Source organism: Embleya sp. NPDC005971 (assembly GCF_040629175.1).
GTDB lineage: Bacteria > Actinomycetota > Actinomycetes > Streptomycetales > Streptomycetaceae > Embleya.
The window spans coordinates 15,103-33,836 of sequence record NZ_JBEXUX010000068.1 but is presented as its reverse complement, the minus strand read 5'-3'; the positions used below and the strand labels follow the sequence as shown (position 1 = coordinate 33,836).

At 70.6% G+C, this 18,734-nt stretch carries 16 protein-coding genes; 8 read left to right on the top strand and 8 right to left on the bottom strand.

Annotated elements, in window-relative coordinates:
- Positions 1–174: 174 nt before the first annotated feature.
- Together ABZ374_RS39230 and ABZ374_RS39225 are read right to left on the bottom strand one after the other, a co-directional pair.
- Positions 175–717: an SHOCT domain-containing protein gene (locus ABZ374_RS39230; protein ID WP_360321126.1), complete on the bottom strand. Its 543-nt coding sequence runs from the start codon at positions 715–717 to the stop codon at positions 175–177.
- Between the two features lie 53 nt (positions 718–770).
- Positions 771–1,673, bottom strand: coding sequence for a PaaX family transcriptional regulator C-terminal domain-containing protein (locus ABZ374_RS39225; RefSeq protein WP_360321123.1), 903 nt, complete (start codon positions 1,671–1,673; stop codon positions 771–773).
- A gap of 179 nt (positions 1,674–1,852) precedes the next feature.
- On the opposite strand from ABZ374_RS39225, the gene ABZ374_RS39220 reads away from it, so the two are divergent.
- The 3 genes from ABZ374_RS39220 to ABZ374_RS39210 all read left to right on the top strand — a co-directional run bounded on the left by ABZ374_RS39220 (position 1,853) and on the right by ABZ374_RS39210 (position 6,291).
- A complete protein-coding gene (locus ABZ374_RS39220; RefSeq protein ID WP_360321120.1) occupies positions 1,853–3,007 on the top strand; it encodes an alpha/beta hydrolase in 1,155 nt (384 codons plus the stop codon).
- Between the two features lie 476 nt (positions 3,008–3,483).
- Positions 3,484–5,715, top strand: coding sequence for a helix-turn-helix domain-containing protein (locus ABZ374_RS39215; RefSeq protein WP_360321117.1), 2,232 nt, complete (start codon positions 3,484–3,486; stop codon positions 5,713–5,715).
- A gap of 9 nt (positions 5,716–5,724) precedes the next feature.
- Positions 5,725–6,291 carry an XRE family transcriptional regulator gene (locus ABZ374_RS39210; RefSeq protein ID WP_360321114.1) on the top strand — a complete coding sequence of 189 codons (567 nt, stop codon included), beginning with the start codon at positions 5,725–5,727 and terminating at the stop codon, positions 6,289–6,291.
- Between the two features lie 81 nt (positions 6,292–6,372).
- Here ABZ374_RS39210 and ABZ374_RS39205 read toward each other — a convergent pair whose 3' ends face one another.
- Positions 6,373–6,648, bottom strand: coding sequence for a three-helix bundle dimerization domain-containing protein (locus ABZ374_RS39205; protein ID WP_360321111.1), 276 nt, complete (start codon positions 6,646–6,648; stop codon positions 6,373–6,375).
- Between the two features lie 298 nt (positions 6,649–6,946).
- Between ABZ374_RS39205 and ABZ374_RS39200 the strand changes: the two genes are divergently transcribed.
- Positions 6,947–7,276, top strand: coding sequence for an amphi-Trp domain-containing protein (locus tag ABZ374_RS39200; protein ID WP_360321108.1), 330 nt, complete (start codon positions 6,947–6,949; stop codon positions 7,274–7,276).
- Positions 7,277–7,333: 57 nt separating this feature from the next.
- On the opposite strand, the gene ABZ374_RS39195 is transcribed toward ABZ374_RS39200, so the two are convergent.
- Positions 7,334–8,707, bottom strand: coding sequence for a diacylglycerol kinase family protein (locus ABZ374_RS39195; RefSeq protein ID WP_360321105.1), 1,374 nt, complete (start codon positions 8,705–8,707; stop codon positions 7,334–7,336).
- Positions 8,708–9,083: 376 nt separating this feature from the next.
- Positions 9,084–10,430: a serine/threonine-protein kinase gene (locus ABZ374_RS39190; RefSeq protein ID WP_360321102.1), complete on the bottom strand. Its 1,347-nt coding sequence runs from the start codon at positions 10,428–10,430 to the stop codon at positions 9,084–9,086.
- A 196-nt stretch (positions 10,431–10,626) separates the two neighbouring features.
- Here ABZ374_RS39190 and ABZ374_RS39185 point away from each other — a divergent pair, with 196 nt between their 5' ends.
- Positions 10,627–10,902 (top strand): hypothetical protein, encoded by a 276-nt coding sequence (locus ABZ374_RS39185; RefSeq protein WP_360321099.1) that lies wholly within the window; start codon positions 10,627–10,629, stop codon positions 10,900–10,902.
- Here the strand turns inward: ABZ374_RS39185 and ABZ374_RS39180 are convergent.
- A complete protein-coding gene (locus ABZ374_RS39180; RefSeq protein ID WP_360321096.1) occupies positions 10,899–13,919 on the bottom strand; it encodes a Tn3 family transposase in 3,021 nt (1,006 codons plus the stop codon). The two genes, ABZ374_RS39185 and ABZ374_RS39180, sit on opposite strands and share 4 nt — an antisense overlap.
- A 288-nt stretch (positions 13,920–14,207) precedes the next feature.
- On the opposite strand from ABZ374_RS39180, the gene ABZ374_RS39175 reads away from it, so the two are divergent.
- Both ABZ374_RS39175 and ABZ374_RS39170 read left to right on the top strand, forming a co-directional pair.
- Positions 14,208–14,948, top strand: a complete 741-nt coding sequence (locus tag ABZ374_RS39175; protein ID WP_360321093.1) for a hypothetical protein — start codon at positions 14,208–14,210, stop codon at positions 14,946–14,948.
- A gap of 143 nt (positions 14,949–15,091) precedes the next feature.
- Positions 15,092–15,652: a YdeI/OmpD-associated family protein gene (locus tag ABZ374_RS39170; protein WP_360321090.1), complete on the top strand. Its 561-nt coding sequence runs from the start codon at positions 15,092–15,094 to the stop codon at positions 15,650–15,652.
- A gap of 337 nt (positions 15,653–15,989) precedes the next feature.
- On the opposite strand, the gene ABZ374_RS39165 is transcribed toward ABZ374_RS39170, so the two are convergent.
- Positions 15,990–16,970 carry a WYL domain-containing protein gene (locus ABZ374_RS39165; protein ID WP_360321087.1) on the bottom strand — a complete coding sequence of 327 codons (981 nt, stop codon included), beginning with the start codon at positions 16,968–16,970 and terminating at the stop codon, positions 15,990–15,992.
- Positions 16,971–17,086: 116 nt separating this feature from the next.
- On the opposite strand from ABZ374_RS39165, the gene ABZ374_RS39160 reads away from it, so the two are divergent.
- The gene (locus ABZ374_RS39160) at positions 17,087–18,028 is read left to right on the top strand and encodes an alpha/beta hydrolase (RefSeq protein WP_360321084.1); all 942 of its coding nucleotides are present in this window, start codon (positions 17,087–17,089) and stop codon (positions 18,026–18,028) included.
- A 45-nt stretch (positions 18,029–18,073) separates the two neighbouring features.
- Here ABZ374_RS39160 and ABZ374_RS39155 read toward each other — a convergent pair whose 3' ends face one another.
- Positions 18,074–18,571 (bottom strand): hypothetical protein, encoded by a 498-nt coding sequence (locus ABZ374_RS39155; RefSeq protein ID WP_360321081.1) that lies wholly within the window; start codon positions 18,569–18,571, stop codon positions 18,074–18,076.
- Between the last annotated feature and the right edge of the window lie 163 nt (positions 18,572–18,734).

Sequence of the window (18,734 nt, the reverse complement as noted above, 5' to 3'; positions counted from 1 at the left end):
CCGGGCCCGTTCCGCCCGGAAGCACGCAAGCGTGGACCGCCCGGGGGAGTGCCCACGGGCGGTCCACGCGCTTTCGGGCCTCCCCGGGCCCGGCGATATCCGCATTCGGCCGCCACGTACTCCCGCGGCCGGCCCATTCGTTCCGGGCGACCCGGTCGACCGGGCGCCGCGCCCTCAACCCTCGATGAGCCGCCGCTTCGCCGCAGTGAACTCCTCGTCGGTCAGCGCCCCGGCGCGATGCAGGGTGGCGAGGCGTTCGAGGCCGTCCAATATCGCGGAACCGCCGGCACCTCCTGCCACAGGCTCGGCCGATGGCGCCGCCGGCTGCGGCGCCTGCTGTTCCCGGAGCGCGGCGCCGGTCACCGCCTCGCGCAGCCTCGCCACGAACGCCGGTCCGTCGGCCACGTTTTCCCAACTGTGCGCACCGCTGATGGCGGTCACCTTCACGACGTTGCCCGAGAGTCGGGACGTGCCGAAGGCGACATCGGTGACGCCCGCGAGCGGCACCGCCACGGTGGGCTTGCCCTCCTTGACGTACACCAGACGATGCGTGGTGAGCACCAGCGTGCCGTTGCTCCACTCGTCGCGACCGCGTGCGGAGGTCACCACGACGGGCGCCTCCCCGGGGACCGCGGTGTTGTCCACCACCTGTGTCACGGTGTTCTGCGCACCGCCCACCTGGTCGAACGCGAACTCCGCCAGAACTCCCCAGTCCATCCCAACCACCTCGATTTCCGGTGAACCAACGACCATTCAACTTTGCAGGGCGACTACGGTTGCGCATCCTCGCCGGCGCGCCGGATCGCGTCGCTCAGCGCCCCGTCGTAGCGCTGGTAGATTCTCGGCTCCGCCTCGCCCGTGCCGCGCGGCAGCAACGCCCAACAGCGGGCCGTGAGTTCGCGGGCCCGGGTGCCGGGCCACGGCTGCGGCAACAGTTCCGGCGGCAGCAGCGGGTCGGGCTCCATGGCGCGCGTGAACTCGGCGGCGATCTCGACCGCGATGGTGAGTGCCTCCCGGGTGGAGATCCCGGCCGGATCGCGGATCCGATCCAGGCGCGCCTGGGCGACGTCGACGAGCCGGTGGTACCGAGCCGCGATCGCCTCCAGCGGCCAGAGCGCGGCGACGAGTGCGACGGGGTCGCGTTCGTCGCCGCGCCGCAGCGTGTCCGTGCCGAGGAACGTGACGCCGTCCAGGATGTCGAGCCGCCGGACCTCGTCCTCCACGTAGGACTCCCACGCGTTCGCGCTCACGTACAGGCCGCCCTGGATGGGGGCGCCGCCGAGCCGCGCGAGTACTTCCCGCAAGGTGTCCCGAGCCACCCGCCGGGTCTCGGGCACGGCGAACGCGACCAGGTGCCAGGTGCCGTCCCAGGGCGCGCGTCCGGCGTCCTGTTCGTAGGCGTACCGCAGGAAGTCGATGTCCGGCGTGATCGAACGCTCGGTGTCGGCGGTGGTTCGCAACAGCGCCTTGCGGCCCCGGCCCTCGTGGGTGAATCGGCCCTCGGCGACGAGTCGCTTGATGCACAGGCGCACCTGCTGGTCGGTCATGTCGAGCGTGCCGGCGACCGAGTACAACTCGCCTGCGTCCACGGTGCCGTCCGCGCGAATCAGCGCGTGTACGAGCATGCGGGTCGGGACCTCGACTCGGGGTGTGATCTGCGGTTGGCCGGTCACGTGATCTGTGCCTCCCGGTAGTGATGACGGATCGGCGCGTCGTCGCCGCGCGCCGGCCTCCACGAGGGTACGGAAATCGGGCTCCCCCTCCGGCCCCCCCTCGTGCTGATCTCTCGTTTGTAAACCGATCGTATCGCATGCGATAGTTTTTGTATCGATCACCCAAGGGGGAGTATCCGATGACCCATCCCAGCCCCGAGCGCCCGCCCGGAACCCGACCCGCCGTCGACCCCGCCGTCGAGCCCACCGAGCCCACCGAGCCCGCCGGGACGCCCACGCCCAAGCCCCGCCTCCGCAGCCGCCGCTGGTTCCGCGCCGTGGCCTGGTCGGTGGCCGGCGTGATGTTCGTCGTCGTGGCCCTCGGCGGCGTCGTGGTGTGGCAGAACACCTTCGACCTCGACGAGGAAAAGGTCACCATCAGCCAGGGCGGCCACACCCTCGAAGGCGTCCTGGCCAAGCCCAAGGGCAAGGGACCGCACGGCCTCGTCGTGTTCGTCCACGGGGACGGTCCGACCAACGCGACCCACGACGACGGCTACCGGCCGATCTGGGAGTCCTTCGCCAAGGCCGGCTACGCGTCGCTGTCCTGGCACAAGCCCGGCGTCGCCGGAGCGCCCGGCAACTGGTTGACGCAGTCCATGGACGACCGGGCCGACGAGGCCGCGGCCGCCATCGCCTGGGCCCGCGCGCGTAGCGACATCGACGGCCGCCGGGTCGGCCTGTGGGGCGCCAGCCAGGGCGGCTGGGTGATGCCGAAGGTCGCCGCCCGGACCCGGATCAGCTTCGTCATCGGGGTCTCGCCGGCGATCAACTGGCTCCGCCAGGGCCGCTACAACCTGCTGTCCGAACTGCGCGAGAAGGGCGCCTCGCCCGCCGAGGTCGACCGGGAGGTGGCGAAGAGCGACACGATTCGCCGACTGCTCGCCGAACACGCCGACCATCGGCGGTACATCGCGACCGTCGGCGCCGAAGGCGCGATGAGCGAGGCCCGCTGGGGCTTCGTCTCCCGCAACAACAACTCGGACGTCACGGCCGACCTGCCCGCACTGCGCGGCGTTCCGGTGCTCCTCGTCCTCCCCGACCACGACGTCAACGTGGACGTCGCCGACACGGAGGCCGGATACCGCCGCGAGCTCGACGCCGCCGGCGCCCTGACGGTCAAGCACTACAAGAACGCCACCCACGACCTGGTCAAGAAGAACCTCGAGGACTCCGAACTCAAGATCACCCTCGTGGCCCTCTTCGCCCCCCGCTCACTGTTCGCCGACGGCTATCTCGCCGACCAGCGAACCTTCCTGCGCAACATCGAACCGGCACCCGCCACCACTCACTGACCGCCGCCGCCCCGCGGCAGGTCTCACCGTCGGCGCACCGGCCCGAGCTCGGCCCCGGTGCGCCGCCGGCCGGTGCTCGTTCGTGCCGACCCGACGAGCCCCCGGCCCGAATCGCGACCATCCCCGAGTGAACGCCCGCCGCGGGAAGCCGGGTTCCGCGACAGCCGGCCTTCTCGCCCACCACCGGGCTCGGCACCTGTCCGCGCGGAATCCGGCAACGGCGCAGGAGCGCGACGATGCGGAGGACGACCGACAGGGCAGTGGCCTGCGTCGTATCCCGCGTGCTCTGCGCCATCATTTCCACCGACCGCCGACGACCCCCGAGGGGCGCCGAGCGGCCGCTCCCCGGTGAGCCGGCGCATTGCCCGGTGTCCGACCGGCGCGCCCCGGCTCGAACCCGACGAACACCCCGAAATGTCAATTTGATGTCGGATTCAAAGTGTGATCCATGATAAACTCAGGGCTGGAGGTGCAGCATGTCCGAGTCCGACCCCCCGACCCTGTTCGACGCCGTGGACGCCCTGCTGGCCCAGGCCCGGAGCGATCTCCCGTCGCCGGCGGAACGCGCCCGTCTGCGCAAGGCGGCCGGGTTCACCCAGCAGCAGGTCGCCGACGCGCTCGGTGTCCAGCGGGTGACGGTGGTGGCCTGGGAGGCCGGCCGCAGCGACCCGCGCCCCCCACAACGCCAGGCGTACGCCCGACTCCTGGACGGCCTCGCCGACCGCTATCCCACCCCCGACCGGGACCCGGCCCCCGACCCCGCCGAACCGGCGAAGGCGCCCCCGGTCGAACCCACACCCGACCGGCCCGCCGAGCCCGGCCCCACGACAGGCACGGACACGCCTCCCGCACCCGACCCGACCCGCGCCCCGACACCCGCCCCGGCCACCTCCGCCGCCGCCCCATGGGCGCACCCGGCGCCCACGCCCCCCACCGCTGCGCCGACGGCCCCGGCGCCCGCACCAAAGCGCGCCACGTCGCGTCGCTCCCCGGCCGCCGCGAGCAGCCCCTCCGCGGACCCGAACACCACGACCCCGGACCCGACGCACACCACCCGCTTCCCGGCCGGCCCGCTCGCGGTCCTCGACACCGACCGGACGCGGCTCGTGGCCCACCTGGCCGACGGCCGCACCCTGCCCTGCCCGGCGAAGTCGCTGCCCGCCGTGGTCGCCTGGGCCCTGGACGCCGGCCTGGGCGCGGAGCGCCTGCACCGCGCCGGCCGCGACGCCGACCCCCTGATCGTGGTCACCGCCGCCGCCGCCGAACGCCTGGGCGTGCCCGCCGACCTGGAGGACCGCCGCAACCTGCGCCTGCCCGAGGACCACAAACTCGTCAAACAGATCACCAAGGACGACTGGCGCCTGACCCGACGCGGCTTCGCCCCCTGGACCAAGGTCTACCGACCCCCCGCCGACGGCGGCCGTCGCCAATGCGTGCAGTTCGCCTTCCTCGGTTGGGACGCCCTCGACACCCGCTCCTGGGCCGACGCCGCCACCTTCCCCGCACCGCGACTCGCCGAACTCCTGGGCACCTACGCCTCCCGCGTGGTCACCCCCCGCGGCTCCACCGCCGTCGCCGGCCTGGCGCTGATGACCGAACTGCGCCCACCCACCCAGGCCGTCAAGGAGCCCGCCACCGGGACCTGGCGCTCCGGCCCGGTCGCCGGTTCGCTGACCGACGCCGTGGACCCGGCGCCGCCGGAGGCCCCGGACGAGCACCCCGTCGCGCAGTCCCGAGGCGGCGCGGACATCCTGGTCGAGGAGGCCTACGACTGGCACCGCCCCCTCCACCTGGTCGGCGACGACGAGGGCAACCTCGAATACGCGGTCGGCCTCGACGTCAACGCCGCCTTCCTCGCCGCCGCGAGCCGCCTGCCGGTCGGCCTGGGCCCCCCGGTCCACGTCGACGCCCCCACCTTCGACAAGAAGTTGCCCGGCTGCTGGTACATCGACCTCTCCACCATCGAGCTCGACCCCCGCCTGCCCAGCCCCTTCACCCCGACCGGCGAGCGCCCCACCGGCCCCGGCTGGTACGCCACCCCCACCGTCGCCTATGCGGCCGAACTCGGCGCCGTCATCGACCCGTTCGAGGCATGGATCCGCCCCGACCACGGTGCCTACCTCGACCCCTGGTACACCCGCCTGCGCGACGCCTACCTCGCCACCATGGCCGACCTCGGGGTCACCCCCGCCCTCACCGACGCCGCCTTCCTGACCGCCATGGCCGAGCACAAGCAGGTCGACCCGGCCCGCGCGATCGTCCTGGCCGCGATCAAGGCCACCGTCAAGGGCGGCATCGGCAAACTCCGCGAACGCCCCCAAGGCGCCCGCTACCGCCCCGGCGACCGCTGGCCCGCCCTGGAACGCCCCACCTGGCGCCCCGACATCCGCGCCGCCGTCATCGCCAACGCCCGCGTCGGCATGCACCGCAAGATGCGCAAACTCGCCACCACCGCCGACCTGTACCCCATCGCCGTCCTCTCCGACTGCGCCGTCTACCCCTGTGCCGGCCCCTCGCCGCTGGACGTCCTCCCGCGCACCGCCGACGGCAAGCCGATCCCCGGCGCCTTCCGCCTCGGCGTCAGCCCCGGAATGGTCAAACACGAGGGCACCCGCCCCCTCGAATGGGCCCTGCACCTGTTGGCCGAACACCAAAACCCCGCCCGCCACATCAAGGACGGCGTCGACGCCGTCGCCGAAGGCGAATAGGAACCCGACATGGGCAAGATCGGCGACGGCCTGGACCAGGCCGCCCAACACGTCCTCACCCGCAAACCCCCCCAATCCACCAAGGCCCGCATCCGCTTCCTCCTCGGCAAGCACCAGGGCCGCACCCGCACCGTCGCCGCGCTCCTCGGCGTCAGTCAACGCACCGTCGAGCGCTACCTCAAGGGCGACCGCAAAACCCCACCCCGCCCCGTCAACGCCAAAATCGACGCCGAAGTCCGCCGCCTGTGGCAACCCCGAGTCCGCCGCCGCGCCGAACAACGCGCCGCCGCCACCGGCGGCGTGATCGTCGAAACCCGCGCCCGATTCGGCTTCTCCTCCGCCGCCGGCTCCACCGACGACCCCCGCATGCGCCGCATCACCCAGCCCCTGCCCCCCACCCACGCGCAGGAACTGTTCGCCGCCCACCACGCCGGCGCCCCCGAACGCGACCTCGAACGCATCGTCGCCGCCGGCCTCCACCAGTCCTACTTCCAGGAAAGCGGCACCCGAGCCGACGACCTGGACGCGGTCGAACTCACCGATGTGGACTACATGGAATTCGACATCCGAGGCTGAAGCCCGAGACCCCGCGCGCCCGCGTCCGGATCGGTCGGAGCCCCTTGTCGGCCCTGCAACACCCCGACGTGCACCTTCGGCTCACCGAGCCTCGAGGTGCCAGGCCGTGGACCCATGTGCCCGGGGCTCGGGGTCCGCCGGCGGTGGTGCAGGTGGCGTGCCGCCGTCCTTGATCATCGTTCTGGCGCGTCGTTCGACCAGGATCGGGACGTAGGTCCGGATCCTGGCATCGCTCAACGCGTCGTGGGCCGCCTCGACGTGTGCGTCGACGGTGGCCGGATCCACGGAGGGAAAGGCGGATTTCAACCGTGCCGCCGCATGCCGGACCGCTGCCTGCTCATCCTGCCGGGCGTTCATACGAGAATCCTCGAAGACGTCACCGAAGGTGCTTTCCGCAGATCGTGTGGTCGGGTCGGCCGCACCCGGGGCGGAACGATCGAGGTGCAAGACGACCCGGAGCCGCGGCGGGTCCGACGCGGACCCGCCGGGGAATCGATCGGCCCCGTCTCCATGGGAACTTGCCCGACTCGCGGCGTCCAGTCGAGCGACCGGCAGTGCGCCGCACCGGGCCGCACGCGGTCACCGGATGCCCAGGGCCCACGGGGGGCGCAGACTCGACTGCATAGGTTGTTGGCAGCCGATGGGAGGCTTTCCCATGAAAGACCTGAAGTTCGAGCAGAAGGGCTCGTTGTCGCGCTCCGAGGCAGCCGAGTTGCTCTCCGCACTCGCGGCCGCGCTCATGAGCGGCGGTGACGTCGAGTTGGAGCTCGGGTCGGGCGTGCTGAGCATGTACGTTCCCGACGAACTGCGCAGCGAGGTCGAGGTGGAAGTGGGGGAGGGCGAGGTCGAACTCGAGATCGAACTCAAGTGGCCGACCGCGCAGGCCGCGGCAGCAGCGGTGCCCAAGTCGAAGTCCAAGTCCAAGTCGAGGTCCGTCGAGACACGGTCACCGAGTGGTGATCAGGAGTCCACGGAAAAGCGATAGACCGCCACCTCGCGACAAACCGTCCACTTGAGGAACCGTCCGTTTCGCGGTGGACCGTCACTTCCGGTCCCGGTCCCGGTCCCGGTCCCGGTCCCGGTGACGGTGACGGTGACGGTGACGGTGACGGGTCGAGGCGAGACGCGCCGTGGCCAGTGCCTGGTGACGCAGCAGCGCCAAGTCGATCGGAGGCTTCGGCCGTGGCACGCCCGGCCGTTCGCGTGGCACCCGCACCCGCAGTGCGAGCGGTTGGATCGACAGGCGCACCGGGGTGGGCATGAGTACGGCCTCACCGTCGATGCCGACCGGGATCCGGGGGGCGTCCGACTCGACGAGCACCTCGTGTGCGACCAGTGTGCGCAGTCCCCTGCCACGGCTGCCACGAAGCAGTTCGACGGCGTGCTCGGCGTTGTCGACCGTGATCGCGATGACGCCGAGCAGGCCGGTGTCGAGGCGGGCCCGCCGGCCCGGTTCGGTCGGACCACCGAACTCGTACGGGTTGTTGCTGACGAGTAGTGCCTGTGGGCCCTCGATGACCACCTCGTCGTCGATCCGGACGACCAGGTGGGGGCCGCGTTGGCCCGAGAGCATCTCGGGGAGCAGCCGAAGCATCGTGCCCCGCTTGTCGTCCCGGTACGCCGGGCTCTGCACGACCTCGGCGTAGGCACCGAACGAGGCGTTGTTGACGAAGGTTCGCTCGCCGATCAGCCCCAGGTCCAGGGACAGTTCGACGCCGTCACGCAGGGCGTCGAGGCCGGCGTCCGGCCGTTCCCGGTCCAACCCGAGGTCCATCGCGAAGTGGTTGCGTGTGCCCGCCGAGACGACGACGAACGGGAGGCCGTTCTCGGCGGCGACGGCGGCGACGAGTGCCTGGGTGCCGTCGCCGCCGGCGACCCCGAGCAGATCGGCGCCGTTCACCACTGCCCTTCGGGCCAACTCGGCGACATCGACCCGGCCGGGACCATTCAGCAGGGCCACCTCGGCGCCCAACGCGGTCGCCTTGTCATCCAGCGCGAACCGTCGGACCTTTCCTCCACCCGAGTGGGGATTCATGATCAGAAACGGTCGGACCGGGGACGGCTTCTCACGCTCGGGCATGCCGTGGGGCGGCCGGGCCCGGATCAGCGCGGCTCTGGCGGCAGCCACTGCCAGTGCCACCAGGAGCAGTGTCACCACGATCTCCCACAACTGGTGGCGGGCGATGTAGAAGACGATCACGGCGATCGGCACGGCGAAGGCGAGGGTGAGGCAGACCCAGCGCAGCGGGCTTCGGTTGCTCAGAAAACCCCACAGCGCCGCGAGCGTCACCGCGAGTCCGAGCACACCCACGATCAGCACGGACAGACTCCGGAAACCGCCGATGATCAGCATCGCCGCGACACCGAGCGCAGCCGCGAAGGCCAGCCGGGCGAGCCGGCGTTGGGCGGGGGTCACCGGTAGCGATTGCACCTCGGGGCTCTCGGCTTCCCCGGGACGGCTTCTGCGGCCGTGACCGACTCCCGGGGTCCGGCCGGGTTTCTCGGCATCCGTCATGGCTCCTCCGTGACCGGGTGAACACGAGACGCAGGACCAGTCCGAGCTTCCGCGCCGGTCATCGTCCTATCCACGTTAGTGCCGGATGCGGTCCGCCACCCTCCCGACCCGCGACGGGTCCGGTGGACCATCGGCAGTGAACCCGGCAGCCGGGCCGCCGGCTCGGGTGGCACCGATGGCAGCGGGACGCGCCCCTGCCCCGCGGTCGTGACGGACGGACACGGTCCACGCCTGCGTCGGCGAGGTCGGGTCGTCGGGGATCCGCCGGGTGGCGGGTCTACCGCTTCGGCTTGCCGGGAGGTCCGCCGGATTCATTTCTGTTCTTCCTGGGCTTGGTGTCGCCTTTCGGCTCCTTGTTCGGGCCCCGGGTCGGGGACTCGCCGCTCGCGGACGCGGAAACCCGGTCGCCGACGGAGTGGGTCGTCGCCCGGGGCGGAGCGGCGGGAGCGGTCGCGCGCGCGGGTGGCGTCGAGGGCGACGGGGAGGAGGCCGTCGTCGGGGTCCCGGTGGGTGGGGCCGCCGGCTGCGTGGCAGGCGGCAGCGGCGCGATGGCCGGGGCCGGACGGCCGTCGTCCGTGCCCGGGGCGGCGTGGTCGTCGAGGACCGCCATGGTCGCCGCACACGCACCCAGTACGAGGCCGGCGACCAGACCCGCGACGGGCAGGCGATGTCGTATCCGCCGTACCGCCGCCGTACCGGACGCGGCCGGCGTCGAGGTCGACGGAGGCACCTCGCCGACGGACGCGTGGCCGGCCACGAGCACCGGTTCGCGCGGCGTGCCGGCGGTGGGCGCGGACGACGACGCGGCGGCGTCGAGCAGACGCACGCACTCGGCGGCATCGGGCCTGGTCGCGGGATCGGCTCGCGTCATCGCCTCGATCACGGAGGCGAGTTCGCCGCGAACGTAGGACGGGATGTGCGGTGCGCGCAGCGAGCGAGCCAGGCCCGCTTCGAGGGAGGCTCCCGGATACTCGCGTTCGCCTTTCAGCGCCTCCAGCAGGACCAGGCCGAGGGCGTGGACGTCGCACGCGGGCCCCGTACCCCGACCGAGAATCTGCTCGGGTGCGAGATACGCGACGGTGCCGACCACGGTGCCGGGAGTGGAACGGGTGGGTTCGTCGACGAGACGCGAGATCCCGAAGTCCGCCAAGTACGGCGCGTCGCCGGGGCCGATCAGGACATTGGACGGTTTCACGTCCCGATGCACGATGCCCGCCGCGTGTACGTGCTCCAACGCCGAGGCCAGCCGCGCGCCGAGCCGCGCCACCCGGTCGCCGGTCAGGGGGCCGTCCAGGATGTGTTCGCGCAGGGTGACGCCTCGGATCAGGCGCATCACCACGTACGTGCAACTCTCGTGCCAACCGACATCGTGCACCGTGACCAGGGCAGGATGTGTCAACCGGCCCAGCAACACCGCCTCTTGGCAGAACCGTTCCGCCGTCACCGCGCACACGCCCGGTCGGAAGACCTTGACCGCGACTTCCCGCCGCAGGCGCAGATCGACGGCCCGGAAGACATCGGCGGTGCCGCCCGCACCCAACAGCGGGCCCAGGCGGTAGCGACCGTCGAGGATGCCGCCGCTACGCGGAAGGGGACGCCGTATTCGACGCGGCAATGCCGTCATGCAGTCTCCCCGGATCGGCCCCGACAATGCTCGGGTCCCTACCCACCCATGGCCCCCGCATACCGAAGCGCACGACCCGAAAGCCGAAATCCCCACGTACGTCACGGACAGGGGGTCACGGTAGGAACGGAACGGAAAACCGGTGTTGGTGTCAAACTTTTTGACACGGGGCGAATCGGCCCGTCAGGGTGGGTGGATGAGCGATGACCCGACGGTCGGTTTCCTGAAGGCGGACGTGGCGCGGTTCTGTGCCGGTCTGGATGATCTGGCGCCCGCGATCAGGCTGCGGCTGGTCGTCGAGTTGCGGCAGGCCTTGGGCGAGGTGACGGACGCGGCCTTGGACGGCGGCATGGCCGCGGCGAAGGCGGAGGGTTGGGGGCTGCGGCAGATCGGCGAACTGGTGGGCCTGTCGCACGAGAAGGTCCGGTACCGGCTCGCCCGCCGCGCGGACGAGCCGGACGGGTCGTCCTAGACCGTCGCTGTCGTGTCGGTGGGCTTGCGGGTGGAGCGCAGTTTGCCGCCCGCGACCTCGGCGGGCAGGGCGAAGCTGTAGCGGCCGTGGAAGTTCACGTGTGCGAATTTCAAGGGCGAAAGACGGGCGATGTCCTCGTCGCGGACGTGGTGTCCCTCGGCCCGCATCTCCTCGATGATCTGCTGCATGTACACCGTGTTCCAAAGAACCACGATGTTGAGCATCAGGCCCAAAGCCCCCAGAGCGTCCTCCTGACCTTCCCGGTACGACCTTCGGAGTTCGCCCTTTTGCCCGTGGAAGATCTTCCGGGCGAGGTTGTGACGCGACTCCTGCCGGTTGAGCTGGGTGTTCACCCGCCGACGCAGCAACTCGTCGGCGAAGTACGTCGAGAGGTAGGCACTGCGGTCGAGCCGGCCGATCTCCATGATCGCCTTCCCGGTGGGGGTGGGCCTGCCGCCGGGCGCGAGCACCCGCAGGACCTCGGACGCCTTGATGGTCCCGGAGTGCAGGGAGCCGGCCACGCGCAGGACGTCGTCCCAATTCGATGTGATCTGCCTGAGGTTGATCCGTTCCCGGGTCAACGGGTTGAGCGGCCCGTAGTCGGCGGCCGGGTCGACGCGGTACAGCGTCGCGCTGCCGGCGTCCGCCAGGCGCGGGGAGAACTGGTAGCCCAGGAGGCGGAAGAGGCCGAAGACCATTTCGGAGGCGCCGTGGGTGTCCGAGGTGATCTCGGTGGGCCGCAGCGAGGTCTCCTGTTCCATGAGGCCGTCGAGGATGTAAAACGAGTCGCGTTGGGTGCCGGGGATGAGGATGCCGTGCAGGCCGCTGAACTGGTCGGAGAGGAAGTTGTAGAACGTGGCGCCGAGCCGGCGGGCCCCGAAGTACTTGGGGTTGGGGCCGGAGTTGAGGGTGCGGATCGGGGTGATGAACCGCAGCCCGTCGGCGGAGGCGAGTTCGCCGCCGCCCCAGGCTCGGACCAGCGCCAGGTGGGTGTGGAAGTCGACCAGGCGGGCGTTGGCCAGGCTCAGGGTCGCCGCGCGCAGGTAGTTCTGCTCGACCCAGAACACGCGGTCGCGGCCGAGGGCGTGGACGCCGTCGTGGACGATCGGTTCGATCCCGACGTTGGTGGCCTCCGACGTCAGAACGGCCGCCATGGACAGTTCGAGTTCTTCCATGCGGGACTCGCCCTCGGACACGTGGGTGAAGTCGCTCAGGTACGGCACCCAGGAGTCGACCTCCAGGACCATCTCGGGCAGGTCCACCGTCGGGAGTCGGGCGTCGATCCGCTTGTTGAGTTCGTCGAGTGAGGCCGGGACTTCGAGGCGGTCCAGGCCGGTGAGGATGATGCGGTCGCGGCCGCCGTGCCGGGGTTCGATCCGCACGGCGGGGTTGGCCGCCAGGCCCGCGACGAGCTCGCGGTGGGAGCGGTCGAGTCGGCCGATCCAGCCGGCGAGGGCGATGTTCGGGTCGGGGTCGAGGTCGAGTTCCTCGCAGACCCGGGGGCGGGCGGCCTTCCACGCGGCCTCGCCCAGCAGTCGGGCGTTGGGGTCGCCCCACTTGATCAGGCCGGGGACGTAGATCTCGTGGCGGTGCAGCGCGGTGCGCAGGGCCTCGGTGGCGGCGACGACGTAGGCGCGTTTGTCGGCGATGCCCACGGGTGCGGGCTTGGGCGGGAAGACCCGGCGGAGCCAGCCTTGCGAGAGGAATCTCATCGGGGTCTCCCATCCCTCGATCGGGCGGCGTCGCCCTTTGAGGGTCTTGACGAAGGTGACGGCATCCAGGACGGGGGCGCCGTCGGGACCGCTGTGGAATTCGAGGTGTTCGAGGAGCGCGGGCAGGAAGCGGGCGACCGTGTTGTAGCGGGCCTCCAGCATCTGTTCGAAGCCGTCGTCGGGTTCCTGTGCGAGTTCCTTGACGGTCTCGGCGGCGACGTGGAAGGGGGTGACGTCCAGGGTGTCGAGCATCGCGCGGATGTCGCCCTCGGGGTCGGCGGCGACGTCGGCCACCGCGAGCCACGCCTGCCGCAACAACAGCGCGGCGGCGTCCAGGTCCTTGAGCGAGCGCAGGCGTTTGCGCTGCATCCTGGCGGCCGAGCTGCGGATGACGTCGCCCATGACCAGGTCGAAGACCTCGATCGCCTCGTCGGCGGCGATCTGTGGCATCACCGCGGCGAACGCCACCAGCGTGGCCATGCGGCGGTGCCCGCCCAGGTCGGAGACGGCCTGTGCGCGGGCGGCCTTGGCGAACCGCACCAGGGCCTGCACACGGCCCGGCGGGATCGCGGACAGGTCCCAGGTCGGGCCGCCGAACGTCTTGAGCGCGTCGTAGCGTTCCAGGGCCTTGACCACCCCGCGCGGGGAGATGTCGCGCGGCGAGCGCCGCAACCGGTCCAGCTCCGAGACCCTGCGCCCGCTCGGGACGACGACCAACTCGCCGAGCCGGACACCCTGTTCTGCGGTGGGCGCGGCGGCGAGGGTCGCCCACAGGCGTTTCTCGGCGCGTTCGCGGGTGCCGGAGACCATGCGTTCCAGGGTGGTGACCCTGGGCAGCAGGACGCGTTCGTTCAGGAGGCGTTTGGTGGCCAGGTCGAAGATCAGGGTGGGGCGTTCGGAGGCGATCCATGCCCGCTGGTACATCCAGCGGGCCAGGGCGAACCACTGGTCGAACCCGAACCTGGTGTATCCGTACGCCTCGCGTATCTGTTCCTGGTGGTCCCAGCGGTGTTCCATCGCGCCGTAGCCGGCGAACGCGGTGGTCGGGACGCCGAGTTGTTCGGCGACGTAGTCCACCACGGCGTCGGGCACGTCCTCCGGGTTCTCCAGGAACGTGCCCAGGTAGCGCACGGTCCCGAGCTGGATCGCCCAGCCGAGCCGGTTGCGCGGGCCCTTGGCGGCCATCGCCCGACGGCGGGCGGTCGCATCGAGCAGGAAGGAACCGGCGAATTGTCCCTCGTCCGGGGTGCCGGTGTAGCGGCCGTAGCGTCTGCGTTGGTCCTCGTTCAAGAAGTTGGTCGGCACGCGCGCCCTTCCTCGATCGTCGGGTGGGTCGCGCGTGATGGTTCCAACGGGTTCGGGCGTGTGTTCGGAGATCCCCGGTTTCGGCCCGGACCCGGGGATCCCTCTGGTAGGACGATCCGCGCGAGCGGCATCGAACGCGCGGGAGGGTCGCGGCCCGGAATCCGTACGGCGACGTATGGCGTGTCGGACCGCGGTCGCCGCCTTGCCCGGCGATACTGACCGGCCCCGGCTCGGGCACCCACCACGCTCGGCCGCGGGTCGGGTCGGGTGCGGCGGACGGGGACGCGGATGAACGTCGGCGACAAGGTGAGGGCGACCAAGGACCTGGACGGGTGGGCGCAGACGGCCGTGCCCAAGGACGCGGTCGGGTTCCTCACCGGAATCGCCCGGTTCGGCAAGGCCAAGAAGGGCTCGCCACCCAAGCGCCGCACGCGTTCGCGGGTGCCCGGATGGACCACGCGGGCCTTGTCCGCCAAGCCGGTCAAGAAGCTCCCTCCCGCCGGACGGCTGGCCGGCCTGTTTCTCGCCGCGCACAGCACCTCCAAGCTCCTCGGCCGGATTCCGCCCGATCTTCCCGACGCCTGCCGGACCGCCTTGCCCGACCTCCTGCGGAAGGGCTTCCTCACCGAGCTCTCCGAGGACCGCTGCCGCCTCGATCCCGCAGTGCGCCACTTGTCGGGCATGCGTCAACCCTCCGAAGAGGAGAGGGCGGCAAAGCTCTCCAAGGACGAGGGCAAGGCGGTCGCGCCCGCTTCGACTCCGGGATTCCAGTTCGACGCAGATGCATGGACGCAGTGGAAGAGCGCGGTCACCCCTGTCCTGCGCCGGCACGTTGAGCTGCAGGCCGTCGTAGATGTTCGGGACGTGCAGGCCGAGGTGGCCGACACGGCGATTACGGCGCTGGTCGCGCTCGCACGGATGCGCCCGGACGCGGCCGAATACTTCGCCGGTCAGATCGCGGAGAAGTCGAGCCGGTTCCTGCCGCAGCAGCCGGCCTTCGATGACGCGGTCTCGGCGGAGCTGCCGTGAACGGCGTCTGGCTCGCTCGGCTCTGTGGTTGCCTGCCGTCAGGACACCCCGGGGCAGATGCTGGGCGGCGCGGTGAGACTCTCGGATTGTCGTACCCGCCAGGTTCAGTGGAACCTACGAGACGACCGACGGGAGCAGCACGCATGGAGCCAATCTTCTTCTCAAGTCCTGAGGAGTTCCGGGACTGGCTGGAGGAGCACCACGCGACTGCCTCCGAATGCCGGGTGGGCATGTGGAAGAAGGGAACGGGCAAGCCCACCTTGAGCTGGTCGGAGGCGGTCGACCAGGCCCTGTGCTACGGCTGGATCGACGGCCGGCAGAGCCCGATCGACGACTTCTCCTGGACGATCCGGTTCACCCCGCGCAGGCCGCGCAGCAACTGGAGCCAGGTCAACCTCCGCAAGATCGGGGAGCTGACTGCCAAGGGGCTCATGCGGCCGGCCGGCATCGCGTTGTTCGAAGCCCGTGACCGGGACCGCGAGGAGGAGGTCTGGGAATTCGAGGCGGCGCAGCTGGCTCGTTTCCAAGCCGAGCCGCGGGCGTGGGAGTGGTTCAGCGGGCAGGCGCCGTCCTACCGCAAGTCGGCCATCCACCATGTGATCAGTGCCAAGCGGGACGAGACTCGGGAGCGGCGGTTGGACCAGCTGATCGCCGACAGCCTGGAGGGGGTGCGGCTCAAGCCGTTCCGGCGGCCGGGAACCTGAGGGCCCGCTGGAACAGGCCGAGCGCGAGCGCGTAGCCGTCCGGCGCGGGACCTGCCGCTCCGGGAACCCGTCGGGCTTGCCCTTTCGGCGCCCAAGCCCACGGCCGGCGATCGACAGCGCCGCCCACGAGACGCCGGCCGCCACCACAGCCTGCACCGCCCGTCGCGGCGTCGACCTCGGAGGCTCGCCGAGTGCGTGGCGATGCCGGCCCGGCACGAGACGGTCCACCCGCAGCGAGCCGGTCGGGGGACCCGCCGACTCGTGACCGGGCGTCTGCCGGAACGGACACCCCCACGCTATTGAGCGGAACTGTTTTCGAAGCCCTGCCTCGTCCGCTTCAAGACGGGTGAAGGTCTCCGCTGGTGCGCGGCGGGCCGTATCGTTCGACGAGGGCGTTGCCGATCGAGGCCAGCCGGTCCCGGACCCCCGGAGGGCCGGTCACCTCGACCCATTCGACCAGCCCGGAGAGCTCGCCGGCGAGGATGTACTCGTTGGGGCCGCGGATCACGACCTCGATGCGGCCGTCGGTCGTGGAGCCTCCCACGTCGAGCCGGTCGCCGAGCGCCATCCGGAGTATGCCTATGCCGTCGGGTGTGCATACGGCCCGGACCTCCAGCGGCGTTCGTTTGCGATCGACCTCTTCGGCGATCTCGTTCCAGCTCTCGGCAAGGTCGAAGTCCCCGGGTCGGTGGACGGGGTCGCCGGTCGGGTCGGCGGACGACACGCGGTCGATCCGGAAGACCCGTCGGCCGGTCTCGGTGTCGGAGACGAGGTACCACACAGGACCTTTGGCGACGATGCCCAGCGGGTGGACGGTTCTCCGGGTTTCGACGCCTTTGCCGTCGACGTAGCCGAGCGACACCCGGACGCCGCTGATCACCGCGTCCTGGAGTTCGTCGAGGAAGCGAGGCGGCCGGTGCTCGATCCGGCTCGCCCCCCATCGCTGCGGGTCTACGACCAGCGACGACGCTGCTGCCTCGGCCTGCACCCGGAAGGGCTTCGGTAGGGCATGGACGAGCTTGCGCAGAGCTGCTTTCATCGCCGGCGTCGCATCCGAGGCCGGACCGACGGCCAGGAACAGGGCGCGGGCCTCACCGGCGGTCAACCCGGACAGGTCGGTACGGGCACCGCCCACCAGGCGCCAGCCGCCGCCTCGGCCCTGCACGGAGTACACGGGCACCCCGGCCATGGCCAGGGCGTCGAGGTCACGGCGGGCGGTGCGCTCGGAGACGTCCAGCTCTCGGGAGACCTCCGCGGCTGTCACCTGCTCGCGCCGTTGGAGCAAGAGGAGTATGGCCACCAGCCGATCGGATCGCATACTGACAAAACTCTCATAAAAACCGGTCATGAGGTGACCGGTTTGGGGCGCAGGATGGCGACATGACCTCATCGAGGAGGTCGACCGCCGGCGAACGCCCCCAGAGAGGAAATGCAGTGTTCAATCCAGCAGAATTTCCCGAGCCCACCCTCATCCAGGTCAACGGTGTGGAGCTCGAAGTCTTCGAGGCAGGCCGGGAAAACAAGGGAAAGCCCATCGTGCTCTGCCACGGCTGGCCGGAGCACGCCTTCTCCTGGCGTCACCTGATGCCCGTCCTCGCAGCGGCCGGCTACCACGTCATCGCACCGAACCAGCGGGGTTACGGCAACTCGTCCCGCCCAACCGAGGTGACGGACTACGACATCGAACACCTGACGGGTGACCTCGTCGCGCTCCTGGACCACTACGGCTACGAGGACGCCACCTTCGTCGGCCACGACTGGGGTGCGTTCGTCGTCTGGGGACTGACCCTGTTGCACTCCGACCGGGTGAACAAGCTGATCAACCTGAGCCTGCCTTACCAGGAGCGCGGGGAAACGCCGTGGATCGAGGTCATGGAAACCTTCCTCGGCGGCGACTTCTACTTCGTCCACTTCAACCGGCAGCCGGGCGTCGCGGACGCCGTATTCGATGCCGACACCTCCCGGTTCCTCCGCAACCTCTACCGGAAGAACGTGCCCCCCGCACCCCCTGAGCCGGGCATGGCATTCATCAACCTCGCCAAGGCGGAAACACCACTCGGTGAGCCCGTCATGAGCGACAGCGACCTGGCCGTCTACGTCTCCGCGTTCGAGACGTCGGGATTCACGGGCGGCATCAACTGGTACAGGAACCTCGACCGCAACTGGCACAAGCTGGCGGACGCGGACCCGATCATCAAGCAGCCCGCCCTCATGATCTACGGCGACCGGGACTTCGCGATCCCGAGGTTCGAAAAACTGGCAGAGTTCGTGCCCAACGTGGAAGTGGTCGGCCTGGACTGCGGTCACTGGATCCAGGAGGAAATGCCAGAAGAAACCAACCAGGTGATTTCAGAATGGCTGGAACGGCAGGGCTAGTGTCTCGTGATCCGGTTCGTATCACGTGAAGGCCGAATCTTCGCATCACGTCGGTGACAGCCGGACCTGGGGCCAGGTCGCGAGGCCGGCCGTGAGTGACCGGTGGGTTCCTGGCGGGGCCGGCAGCGCGGTCGGGCCGACCCTCCGCCAGGACCTGCCGTCGAAGCGGACCAGGCCCTCCACGGACCCGTCCGAGGCGGAGGCCAGTACGTCGGCCCGCCAGGACCCGTCCGGCGCCCGGACCTCCAGCTCGGCGTGGGCGCCCGCGTCTCGCCCGGCCCAGGCGAGGTCGAGCTTGAGTAGGTGGTGGGCCTCCGATTCCCCCTCGCGCGCGATCTCGCAGCCCGGAGCGTGCGGGGCATGGGCGAAGAACTGCATCCCCGACCGGGAGGTCTTCGCGTACATCGGGTGCCGACACTCGGCGAAGGTGATCGGCGCCGGCGGCTTCACCTTCCACACCGCTTCCCACGCCTGCCCGCAGCCGAGGTCCGGCAGATGTGCGAAGACGGTTCTCCAGTTCGCGTGCACAGCCCGAAACGCCATCGGCCCCCTCGATACGACAATCAGCTAGGAGTGTTGCGCCGACCACTGATAGTCGAGACCGCAAAATTCGGACGCACGACCTGAACTCGACCACTTGCCCTCCGGGCCGAGCGGGGGCCATGGCCGCACGCCACGTGACTGTCAGAAACGATCCATTCCCGGA

Bases quoted from the DNA above. Each gene is read 5' to 3' on its own strand.
- ABZ374_RS39230 (WP_360321126.1), bottom strand. From the start codon at position 717: ATGGACTGGGGAGTTCTGGCGGAGTTCGCGTTCGACCAGGTGGGCGGT.
- ABZ374_RS39220 (WP_360321120.1), top strand. From the start codon at position 1,853: ATGACCCATCCCAGCCCCGAGCGCCCGCCCGGAACCCGACCCGCCGTC.
- ABZ374_RS39215 (WP_360321117.1), top strand. From the start codon at position 3,484: ATGTCCGAGTCCGACCCCCCGACCCTGTTCGACGCCGTGGACGCCCTG.
- ABZ374_RS39210 (WP_360321114.1), top strand. From the start codon at position 5,725: ATGGGCAAGATCGGCGACGGCCTGGACCAGGCCGCCCAACACGTCCTC.
- ABZ374_RS39205 (WP_360321111.1), bottom strand. From the start codon at position 6,648: ATGAACGCCCGGCAGGATGAGCAGGCAGCGGTCCGGCATGCGGCGGCA.
- ABZ374_RS39200 (WP_360321108.1), top strand. From the start codon at position 6,947: ATGAAAGACCTGAAGTTCGAGCAGAAGGGCTCGTTGTCGCGCTCCGAG.
- ABZ374_RS39190 (WP_360321102.1), bottom strand. From the start codon at position 10,430: ATGACGGCATTGCCGCGTCGAATACGGCGTCCCCTTCCGCGTAGCGGC.
- ABZ374_RS39185 (WP_360321099.1), top strand. From the start codon at position 10,627: ATGAGCGATGACCCGACGGTCGGTTTCCTGAAGGCGGACGTGGCGCGG.
- ABZ374_RS39175 (WP_360321093.1), top strand. From the start codon at position 14,208: ATGAACGTCGGCGACAAGGTGAGGGCGACCAAGGACCTGGACGGGTGG.
- ABZ374_RS39170 (WP_360321090.1), top strand. From the start codon at position 15,092: ATGGAGCCAATCTTCTTCTCAAGTCCTGAGGAGTTCCGGGACTGGCTG.
- ABZ374_RS39165 (WP_360321087.1), bottom strand. From the start codon at position 16,970: ATGCGATCCGATCGGCTGGTGGCCATACTCCTCTTGCTCCAACGGCGC.
- ABZ374_RS39155 (WP_360321081.1), bottom strand. From the start codon at position 18,571: ATGGCGTTTCGGGCTGTGCACGCGAACTGGAGAACCGTCTTCGCACAT.